19 protein-coding genes are annotated in these 23,244 nt (G+C 63.7%); 6 read left to right on the forward strand and 13 right to left on the reverse strand.

Annotated features, from left to right (window positions below; genetic code table 11):
- Nucleotides 1–28: 28 nt before the first annotated feature.
- The 4 genes from RBH77_RS16930 to yajC are packed head-to-tail and all read right to left on the reverse strand — an operon-like array spanning nt 29 to nt 4,223.
- Entirely contained in the window at nt 29–868 is an 840-nt protein-coding gene (locus RBH77_RS16930) for a phytoene/squalene synthase family protein (RefSeq protein WP_311028751.1), read from the reverse strand.
- Nucleotides 869–879: 11 nt separating this feature from the next.
- On the reverse strand, nt 880–1,266 hold the full coding sequence (locus RBH77_RS16935; RefSeq protein WP_311028752.1) for an Mth938-like domain-containing protein: 387 nt from the start codon (nt 1,264–1,266) through the stop codon (nt 880–882).
- Nucleotides 1,263–3,830: a protein translocase subunit SecDF gene (gene secDF, locus RBH77_RS16940; protein ID WP_311028753.1), complete on the reverse strand. Its 2,568-nt coding sequence runs from the start codon at nt 3,828–3,830 to the stop codon at nt 1,263–1,265. The genes RBH77_RS16935 and secDF overlap by 4 nt, the downstream gene beginning before the upstream one ends.
- A gap of 51 nt (nt 3,831–3,881) precedes the next feature.
- Nucleotides 3,882–4,223 (reverse strand): preprotein translocase subunit YajC, encoded by a 342-nt coding sequence (gene yajC, locus RBH77_RS16945; RefSeq protein WP_311028754.1) that lies wholly within the window; start codon nt 4,221–4,223, stop codon nt 3,882–3,884.
- 156 nt (nt 4,224–4,379) lie between these two features.
- Between yajC and RBH77_RS16950 the strand changes: the two genes are divergently transcribed.
- Complete coding sequence (locus RBH77_RS16950; RefSeq protein ID WP_311028755.1) at nt 4,380–5,258, forward strand: ATP-binding protein; 879 nt, start codon at nt 4,380–4,382, stop codon at nt 5,256–5,258.
- A gap of 86 nt (nt 5,259–5,344) precedes the next feature.
- Here RBH77_RS16950 and RBH77_RS16955 read toward each other — a convergent pair whose 3' ends face one another.
- From RBH77_RS16955 to serS, 4 genes are all read right to left on the reverse strand, one after another.
- Nucleotides 5,345–6,883, reverse strand: a complete 1,539-nt coding sequence (locus tag RBH77_RS16955; protein ID WP_311028756.1) for a peptidoglycan DD-metalloendopeptidase family protein — start codon at nt 6,881–6,883, stop codon at nt 5,345–5,347.
- A 117-nt stretch (nt 6,884–7,000) separates the two neighbouring features.
- Nucleotides 7,001–7,654: a protein-L-isoaspartate(D-aspartate) O-methyltransferase gene (locus RBH77_RS16960; RefSeq protein ID WP_311028758.1), complete on the reverse strand. Its 654-nt coding sequence runs from the start codon at nt 7,652–7,654 to the stop codon at nt 7,001–7,003.
- Nucleotides 7,651–8,409, reverse strand: a complete 759-nt coding sequence (gene surE / locus RBH77_RS16965; RefSeq protein ID WP_311028759.1) for a 5'/3'-nucleotidase SurE — start codon at nt 8,407–8,409, stop codon at nt 7,651–7,653. Before surE ends, RBH77_RS16960 begins: the two co-directional genes overlap by 4 nt.
- Nucleotides 8,410–8,430: 21 nt before the next feature.
- Nucleotides 8,431–9,720 carry a serine--tRNA ligase gene (gene serS / locus RBH77_RS16970; protein WP_311028760.1) on the reverse strand — a complete coding sequence of 430 codons (1,290 nt, stop codon included), beginning with the start codon at nt 9,718–9,720 and terminating at the stop codon, nt 8,431–8,433.
- Nucleotides 9,721–10,911: 1,191 nt separating this feature from the next.
- Here serS and RBH77_RS16975 point away from each other — a divergent pair.
- From RBH77_RS16975 to RBH77_RS16985, 3 genes are all read left to right on the forward strand, one after another.
- Nucleotides 10,912–11,721, forward strand: coding sequence for a universal stress protein (locus RBH77_RS16975; RefSeq protein WP_311028761.1), 810 nt, complete (start codon nt 10,912–10,914; stop codon nt 11,719–11,721).
- Between the two features lie 39 nt (nt 11,722–11,760).
- Complete coding sequence (locus RBH77_RS16980; RefSeq protein WP_311028762.1) at nt 11,761–12,687, forward strand: ketopantoate reductase family protein; 927 nt, start codon at nt 11,761–11,763, stop codon at nt 12,685–12,687.
- Between the two features lie 155 nt (nt 12,688–12,842).
- A complete protein-coding gene (locus RBH77_RS16985; RefSeq protein WP_311028763.1) occupies nt 12,843–13,277 on the forward strand; it encodes an FKBP-type peptidyl-prolyl cis-trans isomerase in 435 nt (144 codons plus the stop codon).
- A gap of 67 nt (nt 13,278–13,344) precedes the next feature.
- Here the strand turns inward: RBH77_RS16985 and RBH77_RS16990 are convergent, their stop codons facing one another.
- Nucleotides 13,345–13,638: an HlyU family transcriptional regulator gene (locus RBH77_RS16990; protein ID WP_311028764.1), complete on the reverse strand. Its 294-nt coding sequence runs from the start codon at nt 13,636–13,638 to the stop codon at nt 13,345–13,347.
- Between the two features lie 101 nt (nt 13,639–13,739).
- A complete protein-coding gene (locus RBH77_RS16995; RefSeq protein WP_311028765.1) occupies nt 13,740–14,159 on the reverse strand; it encodes a secondary thiamine-phosphate synthase enzyme YjbQ in 420 nt (139 codons plus the stop codon).
- 163 nt (nt 14,160–14,322) lie between these two features.
- Here RBH77_RS16995 and RBH77_RS17000 point away from each other — a divergent pair, with 163 nt between their 5' ends.
- Nucleotides 14,323–16,680 (forward strand): cation:proton antiporter domain-containing protein, encoded by a 2,358-nt coding sequence (locus RBH77_RS17000; RefSeq protein WP_311028766.1) that lies wholly within the window; start codon nt 14,323–14,325, stop codon nt 16,678–16,680.
- 217 nt (nt 16,681–16,897) lie between these two features.
- On the opposite strand, the gene RBH77_RS17005 is transcribed toward RBH77_RS17000, so the two are convergent.
- From RBH77_RS17005 to dnaG, 3 genes are all read right to left on the reverse strand, one after another.
- Complete coding sequence (locus RBH77_RS17005; RefSeq protein WP_311028767.1) at nt 16,898–17,191, reverse strand: GYD domain-containing protein; 294 nt, start codon at nt 17,189–17,191, stop codon at nt 16,898–16,900.
- Between the two features lie 238 nt (nt 17,192–17,429).
- Nucleotides 17,430–19,460, reverse strand: coding sequence for an RNA polymerase sigma factor RpoD (gene rpoD, locus RBH77_RS17010; RefSeq protein ID WP_311028768.1), 2,031 nt, complete (start codon nt 19,458–19,460; stop codon nt 17,430–17,432).
- A 458-nt stretch (nt 19,461–19,918) separates the two neighbouring features.
- The gene (gene dnaG / locus RBH77_RS17015) at nt 19,919–21,829 is read right to left on the reverse strand and encodes a DNA primase (RefSeq protein WP_311028769.1); all 1,911 of its coding nucleotides are present in this window, start codon (nt 21,827–21,829) and stop codon (nt 19,919–19,921) included.
- Nucleotides 21,830–22,040: 211 nt separating this feature from the next.
- Here dnaG and RBH77_RS17020 point away from each other — a divergent pair, with 211 nt between their 5' ends.
- Entirely contained in the window at nt 22,041–23,243 is a 1,203-nt protein-coding gene (locus RBH77_RS17020; protein ID WP_311028770.1) for an MFS transporter, read from the forward strand.
- The last annotated feature ends 1 nt before the right edge of the window (nt 23,244 follow it).

A 23,244-nucleotide genomic window follows, 5' to 3' on the forward strand; every position in this document is an offset into this window, starting at 1 on the left:
TGCGTTCAAGCAGCCCGAGTGAACCCTGCTACCGCCAACCGAAGAAAGCTCGCCGTGCCATGATCAGATGGCGCCTTAGAGGCGAGATGCCGTGAATATGCCTGAACGGATCGGCGGATGTCGTTGATAGAAGGGAGAGATAAGCATTCGCCATGGCGGCCGGCAGATAGGCAGGACGTAGCGCAACCGGCATATCGCGCGCGCCTTCCTCGAATTGTGCAAGATGCTCACGGGCGAGTGCAACCATCGCGGCAACGGCTCTTTTTCCCGCCGCTCCACCTTTCTCAGCAACGAACTCCTCCGGCGAAGTACCGGCCGCCGACAGAACATCGCGCGGAACATAGCATTGGCCGCGTGCTAGGTGGATCGGCAATGAGCGGAGAAGCCCGGCAATCGCCTGCGCGCAACCGGCATGACCGGCAAGATCGGCCGTTGCCAGGGCGGCATCCCGGTCGAGCACCAGCCCGGCAAGCTGGATGAGCGCCGAGGCGGTCTCGCCGCAATAGCCCTCCAGATCGGTGCGCGAAGGCATCGGGTCATCGTAGAGATCGAAAAGCCGCGCTTCGATCATGTTGTCGAACGCGGCGGGCGGCAATTCGTATTCGCGGGTCGTCGCGATCAGCGCCTCGGCGACCGGATTGCAGACCGCCGGCGCTTCGCCGAGGATCGTGTCGCGCCACCATTGCAACCTTATCTCGCCGGGCATCGGCTCGTGGATCAGGTCGCGGACCCGCGCGATCTCGATGTTGAAGGCATACAGCGCGAAGAGCCCCGGCCGTTTTGCTTCAGGCGCGAAGAGAACGGAAAGATAGCGGTCGCGGTCCCCTTCCCGGACGATCCTGACGGTCTCTTCCGCAATTCCCGCCATCTCGTATGCGGTCAGCCCACCGCAATAAAGGCCGCGGCGACCGCCCGATCCTCGGCAAGCAGCACATTATAGGTGCGCACCGCGGCGCCGGTGCCCATCGGATCGGCGGATATGCCATTCGCGCGCAACACGGCGCGTATTTCGGCCGGCAGCGGCTTCAAATCCACACCCGTGCCGACGAGCAGAATTTCGATTTCTCCCGCCTCGGCGACGACCGCCTCGAAATCGTCAGGCACAAGCCTTGCCGGATCCACCGGCTTCCATCCGTGGATGCCGGAAGGCAGGCAGAGTATCGAGCCGCGATGCGACATATCGGCAAAGCGGAAGCCGCCATTGCCATAAGCTTCTATCGGAGCGCGGCCCGGGAAATGCGCATCGTGAATCTCGATGCCACTCATTTTGAGGGAAGCTGTTGCGCTCCCCCTTTGGCGGGAGCCTCCGCCACCTCGTCGGGCACCGCTGTCCAGGTCGGCCGCAGATGGAAGACGATCAGGATCGGCGCCGCGATGAAGATCGAGGAGAAGGTGCCGATGAAGACGCCGAAAAGCATCGATGCGACGAAGGAGCGGATGACCTCGCCGCCGAACAGGTAAAGGGCAAGCAAGGCAAGGAAGGTCGTGACCGACGTCATCGTCGTGCGCGCCAGCATCTCGTTGTCTGAGAGGTCGAGCAATTGCCCGAGCGGCATCTTCTTGAAGCGTCGCAGATTTTCCCGAACCCGGTCGTAGATGACGACCGTATCGTTCAGCGAATAACCGACGATGGTCAGGATCGCGGCAACCGTCGACAGGTCGAATTCGAGTTGCGTGACGACAAGGAATCCGAGCGTCAAGGTGATATCGTTGATCGTCGCGATGATCGCGCCAATGGCGAATTGCCACTCGAAGCGGACCCAAACATAGACGAGGATCGCACCCAACGCCGCCAGAATGCCGAGGACGGCGCCCTTGGCCAATTCGCTGGAGACGGTCGGCCCCACCAGTTCGGTGCGCCTTATCGTATAGTTTGAAGACAGTGCCTGCTGCGCCTTCTGGACAGTCACGCTGCCAGCGGCATCGTTGGGGTCCGCGCCGATACGGATCAGCGCGTCGCTCTTGTCGCCGAATCCCTGGACCTGGATCTCCTTGATGCCGGCTTCTATCAGTTTCTGCCTTATATCGCCGACATCGGCCTGCCCGGCCTTGGCCCGCACCTCCACGATCGTACCGCCGGTGAAGTCGATGCCGAAATTCAGCCCTTTGGTGAACAATAGCCCGACGGATGCCACGCACAGGCAAAGCGACAGTACGAAGACCTGCAGGCGCACTTTCATGAACGGGATGCGCGTCACCTCCGGCACCAGCCGGAAATAGCCCTTCGGCAATTGTTTCGGACGGGAGCGGCGGTACCAGGCGGCGACCACCCAGCGCGTGAAGGTAAAGGCGGTGAACAGCGTCGTCAGGATACCGATGGCGAGCGTGACCGCGAAGCCGCGCACCGGACCCGACCCCAGGAAGAACAGGACTACCGCCGCGATAAGCGTGGTGATGTTGGAATCCACGATCGTCGCCAATGCGCGCCCAAACCCGAGGTCGAGGGTCTGGATCATCGATCGGCCGTTTCGCTGTTCCTCGCGCATACGCTCGTAGATCAGCACGTTTGAATCCACTGCCATACCGACCGTGAGCACGATGCCGGCGATGCCTGGAAGCGTAAGCGTGGCGCCCAGAAGCGACAGCGCCGCCACGATCATGGCCAGGTTCACCAGGAGCGCGAAATTGGCGATCCAGCCGAGGAGCCCGTAGGCGCCGATCATGAAAACGACGACAAGGATCGACCCAATCACGGCCGACATCTTGCCGGCATTGATGGAATCCTGGCCAAGACCTGGGCCGACCGTCCGCTCCTCGACAATGGTCAGATTGGCCGGCAGCGCGCCCGCACGCAGCAGGACAGCGAGATCGTTGGCGCTCTGCACGGTGAAATTACCGGAAATCTGACCCGTACCGCCGAGGATCGGCTCGCGGATCACCGGCGCCGATATCACCTTGTTGTCGAGGATGATCGCAAAGAGCTTGCCGACATTCTGTTGGCTGGCAATACCGAAACGGGTCGCGCCCTTATTGTCGAAACGGAAGGAGACGATCGGCTCGCCGGTGCGCTGGTCGAAGCCGGATTGCGCGTCGACCAGATCCTCGCCCGACACGATGACCCGGTTCTCGATCAGGTACGGCACCGGCGGATTGTCGGTCGAATACATGATCGTATCGCTGGCCGGGGCTCGCCCCGACTTGACGGCATCCTCGACCGAATTCGACTGGTCGACCATCTGGAAGGTGAGCTTGGCGGTCTTGCCGAGGATTTCCTTCAGCCGCTGCGGGTCCTGGAGGCCCGGCACCTGGACAAGGATACGATCGGTGCCTTGGCGCTGGATGATCGGCTCGGTAGTGCCCAGTTCGTTGACGCGGCGGCTGACCACCTCGATCGACTTGGTCAGCGCCGAAGAGACGCGGTAGTTGATGCCTTCGTCGGTCAGCGTGAAGCGAAGCAGCCCCGGTTCGGGCTCCTCAAGCGTCGTCTCTGTCAGCGAGCCGCCGCCGAAGAGACCGGACTGGACCGGATTGGTGAGATCCACCAGCGCCTTCTTGGCCGCATCGACCTGCGATTTGTCGCGGATGCGCACCTGCACCGTCTTGCCCGAGCCGCTAAGGCCGGTATAGCCGACACGAGCATCGCGCAACTTGCTTCTGATCTCGTCGCGTATCGCCGCCACCCGCTCGTCGACCAGGCTCTTGCGATCGAGTTGGAGAAGAATGTGCGAACCGCCCTGGAGGTCCAGGCCGAGCGTCATCTGCGTCTTCGGCAGCCAGTCGGGAAGCTTCTCCAGCGTCGCCTTGGGAAAAAGGTTCGGCGCCGCAAAAATCACGCTGGCCAGGACGGAAAGCCAGATCAGAACCGTCTTCCAGCGTGAGAAATAAAGCATTGCGTTTTGTTATCCGTCGAGGAATTCCGGGCAATACCGCCCCGAAAATGGTTATTTCTTGGCGTTCTGATTGGCCACCGGCTCACCGCGCACGCGCACTTCCGCAATAGTCGAACGCACCGCGGTGACCTTGGTGCCGCCGCCGAGATCGATTTCGACCTCGTTGTCGTCGGTCACCTTCGTCACCTTGCCGACGAGGCCGCCGCCGGTGACCACCGTATCGCCGCGCCTCAGCGCCGAAAGCATCTCGTTGCGCTTCTTCAACTGCTGGCGCTGCGGGCGAATGATCAGGAAATACATGATCACGAAGATCAGGATGAAAGGCAGGACGCTGATCAGCATGTCCGGGGTGCCGCCCGTGGCCGTCTGTGCGTATGCGGGTGTCACGAACATCCAAATCTCCTGAAAATGGCCGAAGCCGGAAAGTGGCCCGAATATAAGTATTGCGGAGCGTTTGCAACCACGCCTTTGCCGCAGCCACCCGCTTTTCCCTGCGAAAGACGCGTGTTACAGGCTCAGCGCCATCTTACCAGAACATGCGAACGAAAAATGCCGGACACGACCGCCGATTTGCTTGCCGAAAAGATCGATCTTCTCATAAGGGCCGTAGAGCGCCTGGCGCCGCCGGCCGTGCCTCGGACGGACCTTTCGGCGGCCGACTGCTTTGTATGGGAGGCCGATCCCGGTTACCTGGAACCGGTCGAGAAGGTCAACAGGGTGGATATCGATCTCATCCGCGGCGTGGACCGGGTCCGCGATATCCTCTTCGACAATACGGAGCGGTTCACGGCCGGGCTGCCGGCGAACAACGCGCTTCTGTGGGGTGCGCGCGGCATGGGCAAGTCGTCGCTGGTCAAGGCCGTTCATGCCTCGATCAACGAGGCGCGCAAATCGGGCGAGCCGCCGCTCAAGCTCATCGAGATCCACCGCGAGGACATCGACACGCTGCCGGCGCTGCTGGCTATCCTCAAGAAGGCGCCCTTCCGCTTTATCCTGTTTTGCGATGATCTTTCCTTCGATCATGACGACACATCCTACAAATCGCTGAAGGCAGCGCTCGAAGGCGGTGTGGAAGGCAGGCCGACCAACGTCATCTTCTACGCGACATCGAACCGGCGGCACCTCTTGCCGCGCGACATGATCGACAATGAGCGCTCCACCGCGATCAACCCCTCGGAGGCCGTCGAGGAGAAGGTCTCCCTGTCCGACCGCTTCGGCCTGTGGCTCGGCTTCCACAAATGCTCGCAGGACGAATATCTCGAGATGATCCGGGGCTATGTCGAGCACCACAAGCTTGCGATCGACCCGGAGGAGCTGCGTGCCTCGGCGCTCGAATGGGCGACGACGCGCGGCAGCCGGTCGGGGCGCGTCGCCTGGCAGTTCGTGCAGGACCTCGCCGGACGGCTCGGCCAGAAGCTGGACGGTTGACGAACGAAAAGACCCGCCCTCTTCGAGGACGGGCATAGGCTTCGGGCCGGCCGGAGGTCTGACCGGCCCGATAATGCTCTTCCTGGCTATTCGAGATATTTGCGCGGATCGACGGGGGCCGAATTCTTGCGGACCTCGAAATGCAGCCTCGGCGAGTCGGCCTTGCCGCTCATGCCCGACAGTGCGATCTCCTGGCCGCGCCGGACCTTGTCGCCGCGTGAGACTTCCAGGCTCTTGGCGTGGCCGTAGACGGTCACCAGCCCGTCTTCGTGGCGGACGAGGACCGTGTTGCCAAATTCCTTGAGACCGTTGCCGGCATAGATGACGACGCCGTTCTCCGCCGCCTTCACCGGCGTGCCCTCCGGAACCGCGATGTCGATGCCGTCGCCGTCCGAGCCGCCACCGCTGCCGAAGGCGGAGATCACGCGGCCGCGCACCGGCCAGCGCATCTTGCCGATCCCCGTCGCATCGGGCGCGGCAGCCTTGTCGTCCTGTTCGACCGCGGCGATCTGCTTGTCCGCCTTACGAGGCGGCGTATAGCCAGCCGGCTTCGCCTCTTCGGACGCGGCCGCGCTCGCTTTCTGCGCCGGCGGCGTCGTGCCGGTCTTCACCGGATCGACCTTCGCCGGTTCGGCCTGCGCCACCTTCGCGCCGCCGTCGGCCGAGGGAATGGTCAGGGTCTGCCCAACCCGCAACGTCGAACTGCTCAGCCGGTTTGCTTCCTTGATATCGGCCACGCCGACACCGGTCTTTTTCGAGATCGCGTAAAGCGAATCGCCCGACTGGACCGTGTATTTGCCGGCCTGGATATGCGCCGATGCCACGGTCCTGACGGTGTTCGTCGAAGTCTGGGATGAACTCGCCGTGCCGCGATCTTCCTTGACGCGCGGCTGCTGCGGCAGAACGGCGACCCTCTCCGGCACGCGCGAGGATTTCGGCGTATCCTGAACCGGCCGCGCATCGGCGACGCGGCCCGCGCCGCCCTGATGATAGGTGGGGATAATGATCTTCTGGCCGGACTGCAGCGCCCTTGCGGAATCCATGCCGTTCGCGGCCATGATCTCCTTTGCCGGGACTCCGAAGCGTCGCGACAAGCTGTAGACCGTATCGCCCGCATTCGCGGTGATCTCGGTACCCCCTGCCCGCGACCAGCTTCCGGCGCCGCTGCCGTGCTTCCGAACCGGAGCCGCATCGTCGCGCCGGTTTTCTTCGATCGCTCGTGGCATGGTCCGCGAGGCGGGAGGCTCGTAACTCGCGACCTGGCGCGAGCCGATCCCGCCGTTCGGAGCCGGACGGACAGGCTCGGACGAAGCGACCGGCGGCAGGCTCGATCCGGTAACAGGCGAGAGGTTCGAGCCGGACACGGTACCCATGCCCGAATGACCGGGAACGGTACCGGTCGGCATGGGATCGACGCTCCTGCTCGAGGCCATCGTATCGCCGGGGAAAGGCTGGTTGGCCGGCGGCCGAACGACAGTGTCGCCACGGTAGGTCGAGCCGGTGAAGAGGGAGTCGGAGAAGCGCGCAGTGTCGGAACTGCAGCCCGACGCCAAGCCGCCAATGAGAACAACAGCGGCGCTCAGCGCCAACCTGCGTTCGATGGTACCCAGAACCCGATAACGCATCGCTTTACCCGCACACAAGACAACTGCATGGAATTAAAGCGCGTTAATGTTACCGGTCGGTTAAACGGTTAAAGAAAGAGGCAAATTCTCCTAAAATCCGCCAAATAGCCGTCGCAATCAAAGCGCTGCAGCCATGCCCGGCGTAATCGGCTGCAGCCTGACCCTGCCGATATCCTCACGCTCGAAACGGCTGCCGACCTTGGCGAGGCGCATCAATTCCTGCTCGCCGTCGCCGGGGCCGACCGGCGCGATCATCACGCCTCCGGTCGAAAGCATCTCCACGAAACTGCGCGGATAGCTGTCGAACGCCGCCCACACCACGATGCGGTCGAACGGGCCTTCGGACACAAGCGGCTTGGAACCGTCGGCGTGACGCACGACGACATTTCCTATGCCGAGCGTTTCCAGCCGCTGGCGCGCAAGCTCGCCAAGCGTCTTGTAACGCTCGACACTCAGCACCCGCCCCGAAAGCCGGCCGAGCAGGGCCGCGGTGAAGCCAGAACCGGTGCCGATCTCCAGCACACGCTGACCGGGCGCGAGATCAAGCGCCGCCATGACCGCCGCCTGCAAGTCGATACCCTCGATCGCCTCGCCGCACTCGATCGGAAGCATGCCTTCAGACCAGAGCGCGTCATGCCATTGGCCCGGCACGAAATTGTGCCGCGGCGTCGCTTCGATCGCCGCGAACAGTTCCTTGGAGCCGATGCCGCGCTGGCGCATCCTCAGAAGGAAGGCGGCGAAGGCCTCGCGGTCGTCGTGGACGGCGTTCATGCGATCAGCCGCTCCAGTTCGGCCTTGGCGTCGCGGTCGGTGAGGTCGAGCTTGAGCGGCGTGACGGAGATGAGATTGTCCTTCAGCGCCGCAAGGTCGCTTCCGGGACGGTTCTCGGCCGGTTCGCGCCCGAAACGGAGCCAATAGTAAGGAAAGCCGCGGCCGTCCTTGCGCTCGTCGATCCAAAGGCCATGCACGAGCTTGCCCTGGTCGGTGACGGTGATGCCCTCGACCTCGTCCGGCCGGCAGCGCGGGAAATTGACGTTGAGAAAAGTGCCGCGCGCGAGGTCCGCCTCGATGAGCTTCGACAGAAGCTCCGGCGCATGCGCCTCCACGGTTTCCCACGGCACGACGCGGCCCTCTTCCAGCACATTGTAGGCCTGGCTGAGTGCGATCGAGCGCAGGCCGATCATGCAGCCTTCCATGGCGCCGGCCACGGTGCCGGAATAGGTCACGTCGTCGGCGGTGTTGGCGCCGGAATTGACGCCCGACAGCACGAGATCCGGCGGCTCGGGCATGATCTTCCGTACCCCCATGATGACGCAGTCCGTCGGCGTGCCGCGCAGCGCGTAATGCCGGTCGTCTATGCGGCGCATCCTGAGCGGCTCGGAAAGCGACAGCGAATGGGCGAAGCCGGACTGGTCGGTTTCGGGCGCAACGACCCATACATCGTCGGAAAGCTGTCGCGCGATGCGCTCCAGCACCTTCAGGCCCTCGGCGTGAATGCCGTCATCATTGGTCAGGAGGATACGCATGGGACTTTCTGGATAAGGAACTTAATCGATCTTTTCGGCGCCGCCCATATAGGGGCGAAGAACTTGCGGAATTGTGATGCTGCCATCGGCGTTCTGGTAGTTCTCCATCACCGCGATCAGCGCGCGGCCGACAGCGACGCCCGAGCCGTTCAGCGTATGGACGAAACGCGTGCCCTTCCCTTCCGAGGGGCGATAGCGGGCCTCCATGCGCCGTGCCTGGAAATCGCCGCAGACCGAGCAGGACGAAATCTCGCGATAGGTATTCTGACCGGGCAACCACACCTCGATGTCGTAGGTCTTCCTGGCGCCAAAGCCCATATCGCCGGTGCAAAGCACGACCGTGCGGAACGGCAGTTCCAGCCGCTTCAGCACCGCCTCCGCGCATTCGGTCATGCGCTCATGCTCGTGTAGCGAGGAATCGGCGTCCGTGATCGAGACCATCTCGACCTTGTCGAACTGGTGCTGGCGCAGCATGCCACGCGTATCTTTACCGGCCGATCCCGCCTCCGAGCGGAAACACGGCGTCAGCGCCGTGAAGCGCAGCGGCAGCTTGTCCTGCTCGAGGATCTGTTCGCGGACGAGGTTGGTCAGCGGGACTTCGGCGGTGGGGATGAGCCAGCGCCCCTCGGTGGTGCGGAACAAATCCTCACCGAATTTCGGCAACTGCCCCGTTCCGAACATGGTCTCGTCGCGCACCAGAAGCGGCGGCTGCACTTCAGTATAGCCGTGCTCATTGGTGTGCAGGTCGAGCATGAATTGGCCGAGCGCGCGTTCGAGCCGGGCGAGCTTGCCTTTCAGGACGGTGAAGCGCGCGCCCGACAGTTTTGCCGCCGTCTCGAAATCCATCATGCCGAGGGCTTCGCCGAGTTCGAAATGCTCCTTCGGTTGGAAATTCATGCGCGGCTTCTCGCCGACGACACGCAGTTCGACGTTGTCGTGCTCGTCCTTGCCGACCGGCACGTCGGGCAGCGGCAGGTTGGGGACGCCGGCAAGCGTGTCCGCGAGCGCCTGGTCGAGCTCGCGCTCCCTACCCTCGCCCCCCTGGATCACCGCCTTTATCTCGGCGACCTCGGCCTTCAATTCTTCCGCGCGCGCCATGTCCTTGTCGCGCATCGCGTTGCCGATTTCCTTCGACAGATAGTTGCGGCGCTCCTGCATCTCCTGCAGCGAGATGAGGTGCGCGCGGCGGGCCTCGTCCTTGGCGACGAGGTCATCGACCTGCCGCTTCGCCTCGTCCGGCGAAAAGCCGCGCTTGGCGAGCCCTGCGGCCATTTCTTCCGCGTTTTCCCGAATCCATCTTATGTCATGCATTGTCGGATCGATCCTTGACGAAGGCGGTCAGGGGGTAAACCGCATCCCTTGCCGATGCAAGATGCCGGATGCCCTTTCGCTCGCGCCCGTACCGTCGCTTCGCGGCTGGTCCGCCAAGGGGGGCGGCATGGGCTGCGACGCCCGGTCGCGCGTTGTTGGGTGTGCGCGTTTGCCTGAAACTCATTGTTATCGTGAACATCCTTTCCAGTCCTGTGCCCCTTCGCACCCCCCTCTGTCCTGCCGGACATCTCCCCTTCAAGGGGGGAGATCAGACAACCGGAATGCCTGCTCTCTTTCTGCAACTTCGGAGATTTGGCGAAGGCCGCAATGACAGCCGATCTCCCCCCTTGAAGGGGAGATGTCCGGCAGGACAGAGAGGGGTGCGAAGGGGCAGTGTACTATCCGGCTTTCTCATCGCACACGCTTCATCCTCGCCACGCCCAGTTTCCACCGTCTGGCCATTGTTCGATCGGGAAGCGGGCGCGGGGCCTTGCCTCTCAATCAAATGTACTGGCGCAGCACAGCCGCGCCCGCCGGCGTTCTTGCCTCATCCTTGGGCGGCATTCCCGCCGCCGGCCGGATCGAGGCCCGGGCCTGGGGGTTCATCACCCAGCGGCGTTACCGTAACGCCACCGGCCCGGCACCGCCGCCCCCCACGCTCATCCGGTTCATGACCCGTGTTCCCATGAAGGCGGTGACGGCAATTATGGGGGAGTCTCGAAGGGCGTGGAGAAAGATGAGCGAGAAAAATCTCGGAATGCCGGAAAGCAACGGGATGGAAAAGTGGCGTCCGCCAATCTATCCACGTTTCGGTGGCCTCTCCACCTTCGTCATCCTCGGGCAAGTGGAGCGAAGCGGAATGCGACCGAGGATCCATGCCGGGGAAAAGACAGCAACGCGGCAGAGGCGCAGAACAAAGCGCGTGCCGCTAACCGCCGGCTATGCCCGCGATGCTCCGGCATGGATTCTTGGCTCGCACCCTTCGCTTCGCTCGGGCTTGGCCAAGGATGACGAAGTGGAAGGAGGCCACCGCGCTGCCGCTCCGTTACGGAACGGGTCCCGGGATGACGGTGCGATGATGTCGCGCCACCCATCGAGAAATTATCACGTCTGCTCTGTACAGGCTTATCCTCCCTGTCGCAAAATAGCGGCATCGGGCATACGACCGAAGGCCAACCGGGGATAACCGACATGAAATCAATTCTGGTTCCTGTTGAAGACCACGACCGGATGGAAGCCATCCTGTCGACCGCGGCCCTGTTCGCGCGGCTTTTTAGTAGCCACGTCACCGGCTTCGCCTTGTCGCCGGCGACGACGCCCTTTCTCGCCGCCGATGTCGTCGGCGCCTCCATCCTCTACGAGCCGCTGACCGAGCAGACGGAACAGAGCGCGGCCGCCTCGCGCAATCTGTTCGAGAAGTTCATGACCGAACACAAGATCGCCTGGGACTGGCGCGACAGCGTCGCGCCGGGCGACCACATGGTCGGCTATCTCGGGCGCGTCTTCGACATCACCGTGGCCGGCCGGCCAGAACAGCGCGTTTCGGGCCCACGCCTGCTCACCATGGATGCGGCGCTCTTCGACAGCGGCCGCCCGGTTCTGATCGCGCCACCAGTCGCGCCCGCGTCGATCGGCTCCAACGTGGTGATCGCCTGGAACCGCAGTACGGAGACGGCGCGCTGCGTGGCGCTCGCGCTCCCCGTTCTGGAGGCCGCGCGCAATATCACGGTGCTCACGGTGGAAGGGTCGGGCGTGCCCGGTCCGGACGGGCAGGAACTGGCCGATTATCTCGGCGCGCGCGGCATCAAGGCGCGCGCCGTCACCATCACGCCCGGCAAGCGGACGGCGGGCGAAACGATCCTGGAAGAAGCAGCCGCGCTCGAATGCGACCTGCTCGTCAAGGGCGCCTTCACGCAGAGCCGGCTGCGCCAGATCATCTTCGGCGGCGCCACGCGCCATATATTGGAGAACGCCGAAATCCCGGTGTTCATGGCGCACTAAAGCGGTCGTCGCGCCGCCGATACCACGCAGGAGACCAATATGCGCATGCTCGTCGTCGGGGCCGGTTCGACCGGCGGCTATTTCGGCGGCCGCCTTATCGAGGCCGGACGCGACGTGACCTTTCTGGTGCGAGCCGCGCGAAAGGCACGTCTACAGGCCGACGGGCTCGACATCGTCAGCCCCTTCGGCAACGCATCACTGAAGCCGAAGCTTATCACCGCCACCGAGATCGACGGTCCGTACGACGTGGTGCTCCTGACCGTGAAAGCCTACTCGCTCGACGCGGCGATGAAGGATTTCGCCGCCGCTGTCGGCAAGGGCACCATGATCATGCCCTTCCTGAACGGCATGCGGCACATGGACGTGCTGGCGGAGCGCTTCGGAGCCGGCACGCTTGTCGGCTGCACCTGTCATATATTCGCTTCCATCGACGAGAAGGGCCGCATCGTCCAGCACAACCGGTTGCAGGAGATTACCTATGGCGAACTCGACGGCTCGGTCACGCCGAGGATCGAGGCGCTCGACGCCTTCATGAAGACAGGCGCTTTCGGCACGCGCCTGTCGCGCCACATCAGGCGGCGGATGTGGGAGAAATGGATCCTGCTCGCCACGCTCGGCAGCTCAAACGCGCTGGCGCGAGGTTCGATCGGCGAAATCGAGGCGGCGCCCGGCGGCACCCACCTCGCGCTGCGGCTTCTCGGCGAGGCCGTATCGGTCACGCGCGCCGCCGGCGTCGAACCGAGCGAAGCCTTCCTCGACACCGCAAGGACCACGCTGACCGCGAAGGGCTCGCCCTTGACCTCCTCCATGTATCGCGACCTTCAGGCCGGGAACGCGGTAGAGGCGGAGCAGATCGTCGGCGATCTTCTGGCGCGCGGCAGGAAGGCTGGACTCGACCTGCCGCTGCTAGGCGCCGCCTTCACCAATCTGATGGTCTACCAGAACCGGATTTCGGCCACGCGTTGAAGGCATATAGCTGGTCCGAAAAGACCGGCCGTCGCCTTTACATCGCCCCTCCCGACCCTACGTTGAGGCGAGAGCGGCCCGCCGCGCCGCTCGTTTCGCCGGCGTAGGGCGATGCCCGCGCCACGATCTTCAAGCACAAGGACAGGGATCCGGACATGACCGAGATAAAGAACGGGGATGTCGTGCGCATCCACTACACTGGAAGATTGACCGACGGCACCGAGTTCGACAGTTCGGCAGGGCGCGAGCCGCTGGAATTCAAGTTCGGCGCCGGCCAGATCATCCCCGGCATCGAGCATAACGTCTCCAACATGGAAGTCGGCGAGAAGCAGACGGTAACGGTGCCTGCGGAAGAAGCCTATGGCCCGCATGACGACGCGCGCGTGCAGGCAATCCCGCGCACCGCCATTCCCGAAGATGTGGCGGTCGATGTCGGCACGAGGCTCCAGGCGAACACGCCGGACGGCCAGCCGGTCAACCTGACCGTCGTCGATCTCGACGATAGTTCGGTGACGGTGGACGCCAACCATCCCCTCGCCGGCCGCGATCTCGTCTTCGACATCGAACTTGTCGAGGTGATTGCCGCCTGACGCAACGGCACGATCAGTGGGTCGCGCAGAAGGTTGAAAATTCCGTCAGGCCGGCCCCACGGAATTTTCACCCGAAGATGTGCTCGCCCTGTTCGTCGACAAGCTGCTGTCCCTTGCGCAGCGCGATGTCGGCCGCGTCGTCGATCGATGCAAAACGGTCGGCGCGGATGAATTTGTGTTCCCTCACGACGCCGTCGATCTCCTTGATGACGAGGCCGCAGCACTGGTACTGGCCCTCGGCCTTGAAGGGCGTGGCGCGGATGGTGAAGCCCTTGTGCTCGATTTCCTTGCCGGCGACCGGTTGCGCTTCCCCGCCGGTGTCCGTCGAGCCGCCGCCGAAAAGCTTCTTCAGAAATGACATGACCCTCGTTCCCTTCGGCTGGACTGAACTTCGCAAGCGAAGCGGCTTTCGTGACACTGAAGATCAGTATAGACGCCGCCGACGGGCGATGCCATCGCCCGTCAATGGATATGGAGCACGACCTGCCGGCGATGCGGCTGTGTGCGGTGTTCGAAGAGATAAATGCCCTGCCAGGTGCCGAGCGCCAACCGCCCGTCCATGATCGGTATCGAGAGCGATACGGCCGTCAGCGCCGCCTTGATATGCGCCGGCATGTCGTCCGGGCCTTCGGCGCGGTGGACGAGATAAGCCATCGCCGGATCGTCGGCCGGCGGCACCAGCCGGCGGAAGAACGCCTGCAGGTCGCGCTGGACATCCGGGTCGGCGTTCTCCTGAACCAGGAGCGAGCAGGAAGTGTGCCGAACGAAGACCGTCAGCAATCCGGTTCCGGCGGCGCTTTCCGCCACAAACCGTTCGGCACGATCCGTGAACTCGTAGAGCCCTTGTCCGGAGGTCGGGATTTCAAGGATCCTCTGGGGCATGGAAAACGTTGCTTCCGATCATTATCCTGCCCGCCATGATGATGCGACCTATGCTCCGGTTCAACCACCGTGCCCGGAAACGCGCGATAGTGCACACCAGTCCGCGCAACGGAACAGCCCTCCGTGCGTTTCGCGTGTGTATTCTTCGACCGGGCGGGATCACATGAATCCAGGCACTCATGCGCGGCAACGCTTCAATCTCCTTCTTGCCTTCTGCCTGATGCTCGTCGCGGCGGCGATGCCCGCGCTCGCCGCCGGATCGGCCGGGCCGGCCGGCATGGGCGGTTCCGGCGAAGGTATTTTCGTCGCAGAGATCGTACTTCTGCTCGTCGTCGGGCGCGGTCTCGGCGAATTGCTGGAACGCATCGGCCAGCCGGCGGTCATGGGCCAGTTGATCGGCGGCATCCTGCTCGGCCCCTCGCTGTTCGGCTGGCTGTGGCCATCCGCCCAGCACATGATCTTCCCTTCCGATCCCGAGCAGAAAAGCATGATCGAGGCGGTCTCGCAGCTCGGCATCCTGCTTCTCCTGCTGCTTACCGGCATGGAAACCGATCTCAGGCTGGTGCGCCGCGTTGGCGCCGCCTGTTTCTCGATCTCCGCGGCCGGCATCGCGGTTCCGTTCGTGTGCGGCTTCGCGCTGGCGCAATTCCTGCCGGAATCGCTGCTTCCGGAACCGTCCGAACGCATCGTCGCCGGTCTTTTCCTCGGCACGGCGCTTTCCATCTCCTCGGTGAAGATCGTGGCCATCATCATCCGCGAGATGGGCTTCATGCGCCGCGATCTCGGTCAGATCATTGTCTCCTCCGCGATCATCGAGGACACGGTGGGCTGGCTCATCATGGCCGTGACCTTCGGCATCGCCACCAATGGCAGCCTGCAGTTGATGCCGCTGGCGCTGACCGTCATCGAGGTCGCCGCCTTCATGATCTTCAGCTTTACCATAGGCCGCCGTATCGTCTTCGAGCTCATCCGCTGGACGAACGACACGTTCCGCAGCGAATTCGCCGTCATCACGGTCATTCTCATCATCATGGGGCTGATGGCGCTCACTACCAACCTAATCGGCGTGCATACCGTGCTCGGAGCCTTCGTCGCGGGCATTCTCGTCGGGGAATCCCCGATCCTCTCCGACCATATCGAAGCGCAGTTGCGCGGCATCATCACCGCGCTCTTCATGCCTGTCTTCTTCGGCATGGCCGGTCTCGAGGCCGATCTTACCGTTCTGGCCGATCCGACGCTTGCGCTCCTGACGGTCGGCCTCGTGCTGATCGCCAGCGTCGGAAAGTTCGGCGGTGCTTTCATCGGCGGCGAACTCGCCGGTATGCATCGCAAGGAGGCCACCGCCGTCGGCTGCGCCATGAATGCGCGCGGCTCGACCGAGGTCATCGTCGCCTCGATCGGCCTGTCCATGAACATCCTCTCGCACAACCTCTTCACCATGATCGTGACCATGGCAGTGCTGACGACGCTCGCCATGCCGCCGATGCTGCGCTGGGCGCTGAGGCGCCTGCCCATGGGCGAAAAGGAAAAGGAACGCGTCGACCGCGAGGCGCTCGACGAACGCGGCTTCGTCTCGCGACTGGAGCGCCTGCTTCTGGCGGTCGACGACAGCGCCAACGGCCGGTTCACCGCCTATCTGGGCGGGCTGATCGGAGGGTCGAGCGGTATGCCGACGACGGTGCTGAGACTGGAAAAGGACAGCGAAGAGGAGACTAGATCGAAAGCCGAGGAAAAGCACCTCGCCGCGTTGAAGAAGGGTGCGCGAGCCAGCGCCAGCGCCGTGGAAAAAGCCGAACAGACCTCTGTCGATAAGGTACGGCTTACCGCGCGCACCGCCTCGGGCGAGCCCGGGAAGAGCGTCGCGGAAGAGGCTAGGAAGGGCTACGACCTGCTTCTTGTCGGGATCGGCCGCTCGCTGACGCAAAAAGGCGCGTTCACGCGCAAGGTGAACGACGTCACGCGCGGCTTCGACGGTCCGCTCTGCGTAGTCGTCAAGGGCGGCGACAGGGAGAAAGCACCCGTTCTGGCCCCCGGCGCCACCATTCTGGTGCCGGTCAACGGCACCGAAACGGCACGCCGCGCCGCCGATGTGGCGCTCGCGATCGCCCGCCCGCAGCGGGCCCGCGTCAGGGCGCTTTACGTGTCGCCGCGGGCTCGCGGAGCCGGCAGCCGCGCTTCCCTCTCCCACCGGCGCGAAGAAGCCGCGCTGAAGGACATCGCCGATCTCGCGGAGCGCTACGGCGTGGCCATCGAAACGGCGATGCGCGCCCAGGGCGCGCCGGCCGACGCCATCAACCGCGAGGCGGCGAAAGGCGCAGCGCTGGTGATCATGGGCGTATCGCAGCGCTCAGGCGACGATCTGTTTTTCGGTGAAACCGCGGGCGCGGTCCTTGCCGCATGCACCGCGCCTGTCGTGCTCGTGGCGGGCGAGCGCATTCGCCGCGACGAGGCCGCACGCGAAGCCGAACGGTCAGGCAAATCGGAAAGCGCCACGGCGGCGAAAGAGACGGCAGAACAATAAACCACGCTCTGAAAAAGCTGCTGGCACCGGTCGTGACCAGGCGTGACCGCATACCGAAGCCACCACGGCGCGCCCACCCATGCGGATTCCCTGCCCGCCTTTCCGGCGAATGCGAAGTGAAACATGAGGCGCTCGCCGTGCAAACGCCAGAATCACGGCCAGATCAATGGAATCGGGCGACGCGTTGAATCAGGTGTTCAACGCGTCGCTGCCGCGCTTACCCGAGCGAGGCGATGACCTCACGATATGCACTCTCGGGGAATGCCTTCAGCGTGCGCGAGCGGACATTCCCGGCCATGCCGATCTGCAACGCGAAACGCGCCGCCACGGCGTCGTCAGGCGCCTCGCACACCGCCACCATGTCGTAATCTCCCATGGTCAGGTAGAACTCCTTGAAGGCGCCACCCATCTCGGCGAGTTGCTTCTTGGCTGTATCCAGTCGCTGCGGCGAGTCGCGCACGTTTTTGATGCCAAGGTCGGTCCAGTTCAGAAGCATGATGTATGTGGTCATGCGTCACCTCCCTCCGGCGCCGTGACGCGGAAGGAACCGCTTTGTGCGGCGCCGGGCAATAGCCCCTCTCTCAGTATGAACCTCGCGAGGCCCGAATTCCACGGCGGATCTGGAAGCGCGAGTCAGCCTATAGGCGTAGCTCGCTCTGCGCCTTGTTCAGCATCGGTAGCGGACAATCGGCATGCACAAGAAAAATCCGGCCGAAGCCGGACTTTCATTGGTGCGATGCCTATATGCCTCAGCTGTCCAGGAAGCTCCTGAGCTTCCTCGAACGGCTCGGGTGCTTGAGCTTCCTCAGCGCCTTGGCTTCGATCTGGCGGATGCGCTCGCGCGTCACCGAGAATTGCTGGCCGACTTCCTCCAGCGTGTGGTCGGTGTTCATACCGATACCGAAGCGCATCCGGAGCACACGCTCCTCGCGCGGCGTAAGCGAGGCCAGCACCCGCGTCGTCGTCTCGCGCAGATTGGCCTGGATGGCGGCGTCGATCGGCAGCACCGCGCCCTTGTCCTCGATGAAATCGCCGAGATGCGAATCTTCCTCGTCGCCGACCGGCGTTTCGAGACTGATCGGCTCCTTGGCGATCTTCAGCACCTTGCGCACCTTTTCCAGCGGCATGGCGAGCTTTTCGGCGAGTTCCTCCGGCGTCGGCTCGCGGCCGATCTCGTGGAGCATCTGGCGCGAGGTGCGGACGATCTTGTTGATCGTCTCGATCATATGAACCGGGATGCGGATGGTGCGCGCCTGGTCGGCGATCGAGCGGGTGATCGCCTGCCGGATCCACCACGTCGCGTAGGTGGAGAACTTGTAGCCGCGGCGATATTCGAATTTGTCCACGGCCTTCATGAGGCCGATATTGCCTTCCTGAATGAGATCAAGGAATTGCAGGCCGCGGTTCGTGTATTTCTTGGCGATGGAAATGACGAGACGCAAATTGGCCTCGACCATCTCCTTCTTGGCGATCGCCGCCTCGCGCTCGCCCTTCTGCACCTGGTTGACGATCTTGCGGAACTCCGCGATCGAGATGCCGGTTTCGGTGGCGAGGTTCTGGATCTCGGAGCGGATGTCGCGGATCTTCTCCTTTTCACCCTTGGTGAATTCCTTCCAGCCGCGAGCGGACAGGTTGGAGACCGATTTCATCCAGTTGGGATCGAGTTCCGAGCCCTGATAGACTTCGAGGAAATTGTCGCGGCGCACGCCGTAGCTTTCGGCCAGCCGCAGGAGCTTGCCTTCGTTCTGCACGAGGCGCTTGTTGATGTCGTAAAGCTGCTCGACCAGCGCCTCGATGCGGGCATTGTTGAGCGACAGCGACTTCACCGCCTTGATAAGTTGGTCCTTCAACTCCTTGTAGCGGCGCTCCTGGCTTGGCGACAGCGTTCCGGCGGCGGCGAGACGGTTCTCGACCTGCTGGTCCTGCAGTTTGCGCAGCCGTTTGTAGGTGTCGGCGATGACGTCCAGCGTCTCCATGACCTGCGGGCGCAGTTCCGCTTCCATGGCGGCCAGCGACAGATTGGCCTCGTCCTCTTCCTCGTCGTCTTCCTCGGTGCGGGTTTCGCCGCCGACATTGGTGATGTCGTCGTCGTCCCGGCTCATCGGGCGACGGCCGTTGCGCGTCTCCTCTTCCTGCGGCTTGCCGTTGGCCTCGTCCGGGCGCACGACGACCGGCGCCTGCTTGGCCTCCGGGCCGGCATAGGTCGCCTCGAGATCGATGATCTCGCGCAGCAGGATCTTCGCCTCGTTCAATTCGTCGCGCCAGATGATGATGGCCTGGAAGGTCAGTGGGCTTTCGCAAAGGCCCGCGATCATGGTCTCGCGACCGGCCTCGATGCGCTTGGCGATGGCGATCTCGCCCTCGCGTGAAAGAAGTTCGACCGAGCCCATCTCGCGCAGATACATCCGGACCGGATCGTCCGTGCGGTCGGTGGGCTCTTTCTTCGCCGGGGTGGCGGCGACCGCGGTGCCGTTCTGCTCGGCGATCTCCTTGGCGTCTTCCTCGCTTTCGGAGGCGTCGGCCTCAGGCTCTTCGGCGGCCTCGTCGTCCTCGACGACATTGATGCCCATGTCGGAGAGCATCGCCATCGTGTCCTCGATCTGCTCGGACGTGACCTCTTCGGAAGGCAGCACGGAATTCAGTTCGTCCATCGTGACATAGCCGCGCTTCTTGGCAGCCTTGATCATCTTCTTGACTGCATCGTCGGAAAGGTCGAGCAGGGGGCCATCGGTTGCCGCCTCGCGTTCGGTTTCGACCTCTTCCTTTTCCTTTGTTGCCATGCTTTGTATCTCCAAGGGCCGTTCGGCCTGTGCGCCCGTCTCACCCATGGTAGGGCGCAAAGTGTTTTTTTACCGTTTCAGCGCTTCGGCGCCGCCGGTTCAGGAACCGATTGATCCGGATAGATAGGGCGGGTCCCCTTCCCGTCCAAAGCAGCCATCCTTTCGGGCATATCGCCCGCTGTTGCCCAAGCGCTCCTCAATTGGATAATGAAGCGCACCGAACCGAATCGTCCTGATTCCGTCATTAAGGCGGAAGGTCAAGCGGCTCTGACATGATTCGCTTAAAAAAAGCGAATCAATTGAGCCCCGAAACGCGTTTCGAAGCCATCCATGAGCCAAACCACCGCAAATCCGCCCTGAAGCGGCATTTTGGGCTTATATGGCGTGCCTTTTGCCGGCTGCAAGATGCGCAAGCGCGACGAAACGCGCCGTTTCGATAAAGTACGGCATGGCGAATGTCAGTTCCGCGCCTTGCGCCCGCTCGCCCGGCCGGTGTTCTCGTCACCTGCCTGCGGCGGGTGGCGTCCAGCGGTTTCGGCCGTCTGCGCGCGCATCAGTCGCTCGGCAGTCTCCTCGTCGCCCTCCTCGATCAGCCGCAGCCAGAGTTCCTGCATATTCTCGACATTGCCGTTGCGGAGGCCGAATTCATTGTGCAGGTCGAGGATGTTGAGGAAGGCGTCGCGTACATCGAGAATATCGGCGTCGGGCTTCACCTGCCAGTCGCCGAGCGCCACCAGTTCATACTCGATGCGCCCGAAATAATCGCCGAGATCACTGGCGAGGATATGTGCCCTCAATTCCGCCTTGTCCGCCTCTGTCGCTTCGCCCAGAAAGTGCAGAACGGCCGCGCGCAGCCGCTGCTCCTCCGGCCCGCTGAGCGCCAGACGCTCGAACACATCGTGGAACTCGTCGAGCAACTCGGGATGGTTGGCGGCCAGCGCCACGATCAGTCGCTCGCGCTTCAGCGGCGCGTCGGCCGGCCGGGACTGCCGCCAGCGCGCCAGCCCCGGCGTTTCGTGCACCGTTTCGCGGCGAAAACCCTTGCGCTCGCCACCTCCTTGCCTCCACTTGCCGCGCCTGTCGGCGGGCGCGAAGAACTCGTAGGCCCGCTCGCGCATGGCCTGGTTGTAATGACGGCGAACCGCCTCGTCGCGGATGCGGCCGGTCAGGTCGCGCAGGCGCTTTTCCAGTTCCGCGCGCCGCTCAGGCGTGTCGAACACGCCGCCCTGCGTTTCGCGCGTCCACAAAAGATCGGCGAGCGGCAGCGCCTCCTCCAGCACCTTGCGGAAGGCTTCCGGCCCCGAGGCACGCACCAGGTCGTCGGGATCCTGCCCTTCCGGCAGGAGCGCGAAGCGCGCCGTGCGGCCGGGCTGGATAGCGGGAAGGATCAGGTCCGCCGCCCGCCAGGCCGCCCTCAAGCCCGCCTGGTCCCCGTCGAAGCAGAGCACCGGCTCGCCCGTCATGCGCCACAGGAGCTCCACCTGGTTCTCGGTGAGCGCCGTGCCGAGCGGCGCTACCGCGTTGCCGAAGCCGGCCTGCGACAGCGCGATGACGTCCATGTAGCCCTCGACGGCGATGACCGTGCCGTCCCTGCCCTGCGCCTTCCGCGCGCGGGCGAAATTGTAGAGCACGTTGCCCTTGTGGAAGAGTTCCGTATCGGGCGAGTTCATGTATTTGGCCGGCTGGTCCGGCGAAAGCGCACGGCCGCCGAAAGCGATGATGCGCCCCTTGGAATTGGGGATCGGGAACATCACCCGGTCGCGGAACCAGTCATAGGAGACGGGGATGTCCGGCCCGTGACGGACAAGGCCACAGGCTTCGATCTGTTCCTTCGCCACCCCCTTCCCGGCCAGGAACTCCTTCAGCGCGTTGCGGCTTTCCGGTGCGTAGCCAAGACGGAATTCCCGCTGCGTGGCCAGTGTCAAGCCGCGCTCGCGCAGATAGGCTCGCGCCCGCGCGCCTTCCGCCGCCTGCAGCTTCTCCTCGAAGAATTTCGTCGCCAATTCCATCACATCATAAAGGCTGGCGCGCTGTTCCTCGCGCTTTTCCGCCTCCGGGTCGCGCGCCGGCATCGGCACGCCGGCCATTTCGGCGATGCGCTCGACGGCTTCCGGGAAGCTCATCCCGTCAAGCTCGGTGAGAAAGCGGAAATGGTCCCCGGACACGCCGCAACCGAAGCAGTGGTAACGGCCCTTCCTGTCCTCGCAATGGAAACTCGGCGTCTTCTCGCCGTGGAACGGGCAGCAGGCCCACCAGTCGCCCTTGGAGGCATTGGTCTTCTTCCGTTCCCAGGCGACGCGCTGCCCGATCACGGCCGAAATCGGCACGCGGTCGCGTATCTCGTCGAGGAAGGAATCAGGAAAGCGCATTGCCGAAAGATAGCTCCTTTGGTTTCATATAGACGGCAGTATGCCGCCTCGCGACCAGGGAATCGCATCATACCCGCTCTTCACAGCGCTGAGTGCAAGCCGCCCGGTTGAATCGACAACGAAATTGATCATCCGATAAGGATTTCTGGCTTGTCGCTCAACGCAGACACGTGTTGTCTGAAGGCTTTTCGAAATCCGGCCGAATCTTTTCATGTCGCTTCCCTTAGTCGCCCTCTTCATCGCAGCCTTCGCCTTCGGCACGACCGAATTCGTCATCGCCGGCGTACTGCCGGAGGTCGCCGATGGACTGAACGTCAGCGTGCCGGCCGCCGGCTATCTTGTCTCCGCCTACGCGCTCGGCATCGCCATCGGCGGGCCGCTTCTCACCATCGCCACCGCCCGCGTGTCGCGCCGCATGCTGATCGTCGCGCTCACCGTCGCCTTCGTCGTCGGACAGGCGGCTTGCGCACTGGCCCCGGACTTCGGCTCCATGCTGGCCTTCCGCTTCGCCACCGCGATCGCGCATGGCTGCTTCTTCGGGGTCGCAATGGTGGTCGCCGTCAGCCTCGTGCCGCCAGCAGGGCGCGGCCGGGCAGTGGCGATCGTGCTTGCCGGCCTCACCATATCCAACATCGTGGGCGTTCCGATCGGCACGGCGATCGGCAATGTCTGGGGCTGGCGCGCAACCTTCTGGGCAATGTTCGCGCTTGGCATCGTGGCGATTGCGGCGGCGGTTACCCTCCTGCCGCGCTCCGCCGGTGCTTCTTCCCGGCCGGCCGGCCTTGGAACGGAGGTGCGCGTGCTCGCCCGCCAGCAGGTATGGACCTCGCTCATCATCATGCTGATGCTGATGATGGCCCAGTTCATTCCCTTCACCTATATCGCGCCGATGCTTCGCAACGTTACGCATCTCGGCGAGGATGCCGTGCCGTGGATGCTGCTCCTGATCGGCCTGGGTTCGACGCTGGGCGTATTCGCCGGCGGCAGGCTAGCCGACCGCAACATGATGCGCGGGCTTGTCACAACCCTGCTCGTTCAGGCGCTGGTGCTGCTTGTGGTCCATCTGGTCAGCCCCTATGCGCTGCCGATGGCAATTGCGCTTACCATTTGGGGAGCGCTCAACTTCTCGATCGGCACGGCGGTGCAGACGCGCATCCTCGCCTGGACGGCCGACGCGCCGAACCTCGCCTCCTCGCTCATCCCCTCCGGCTTCAATGTCGGTATCGCGCTCGCCGCATCGATCGGAGCGATGCTGCTCGACGGTGGCTACGGCTACCGCAGCCTGCCGCTCGTCGGTGTCGCGGCGATGATCGTCGGCGCGGGCATTGCCCTTCTCTCCTCCGTCGCCGAACGCCGCGCCGGCAGGATGCCGCCGATGGCAGGCGGAAGGGCCGAGGCTTCGAGCCGATGCTGAT

Origin of the sequence: Mesorhizobium koreense (genome assembly GCF_031656215.1) — a bacterium.
Classification (GTDB): Bacteria; Pseudomonadota; Alphaproteobacteria; order Rhizobiales; family Rhizobiaceae; genus Mesorhizobium_L; species Mesorhizobium_L koreense.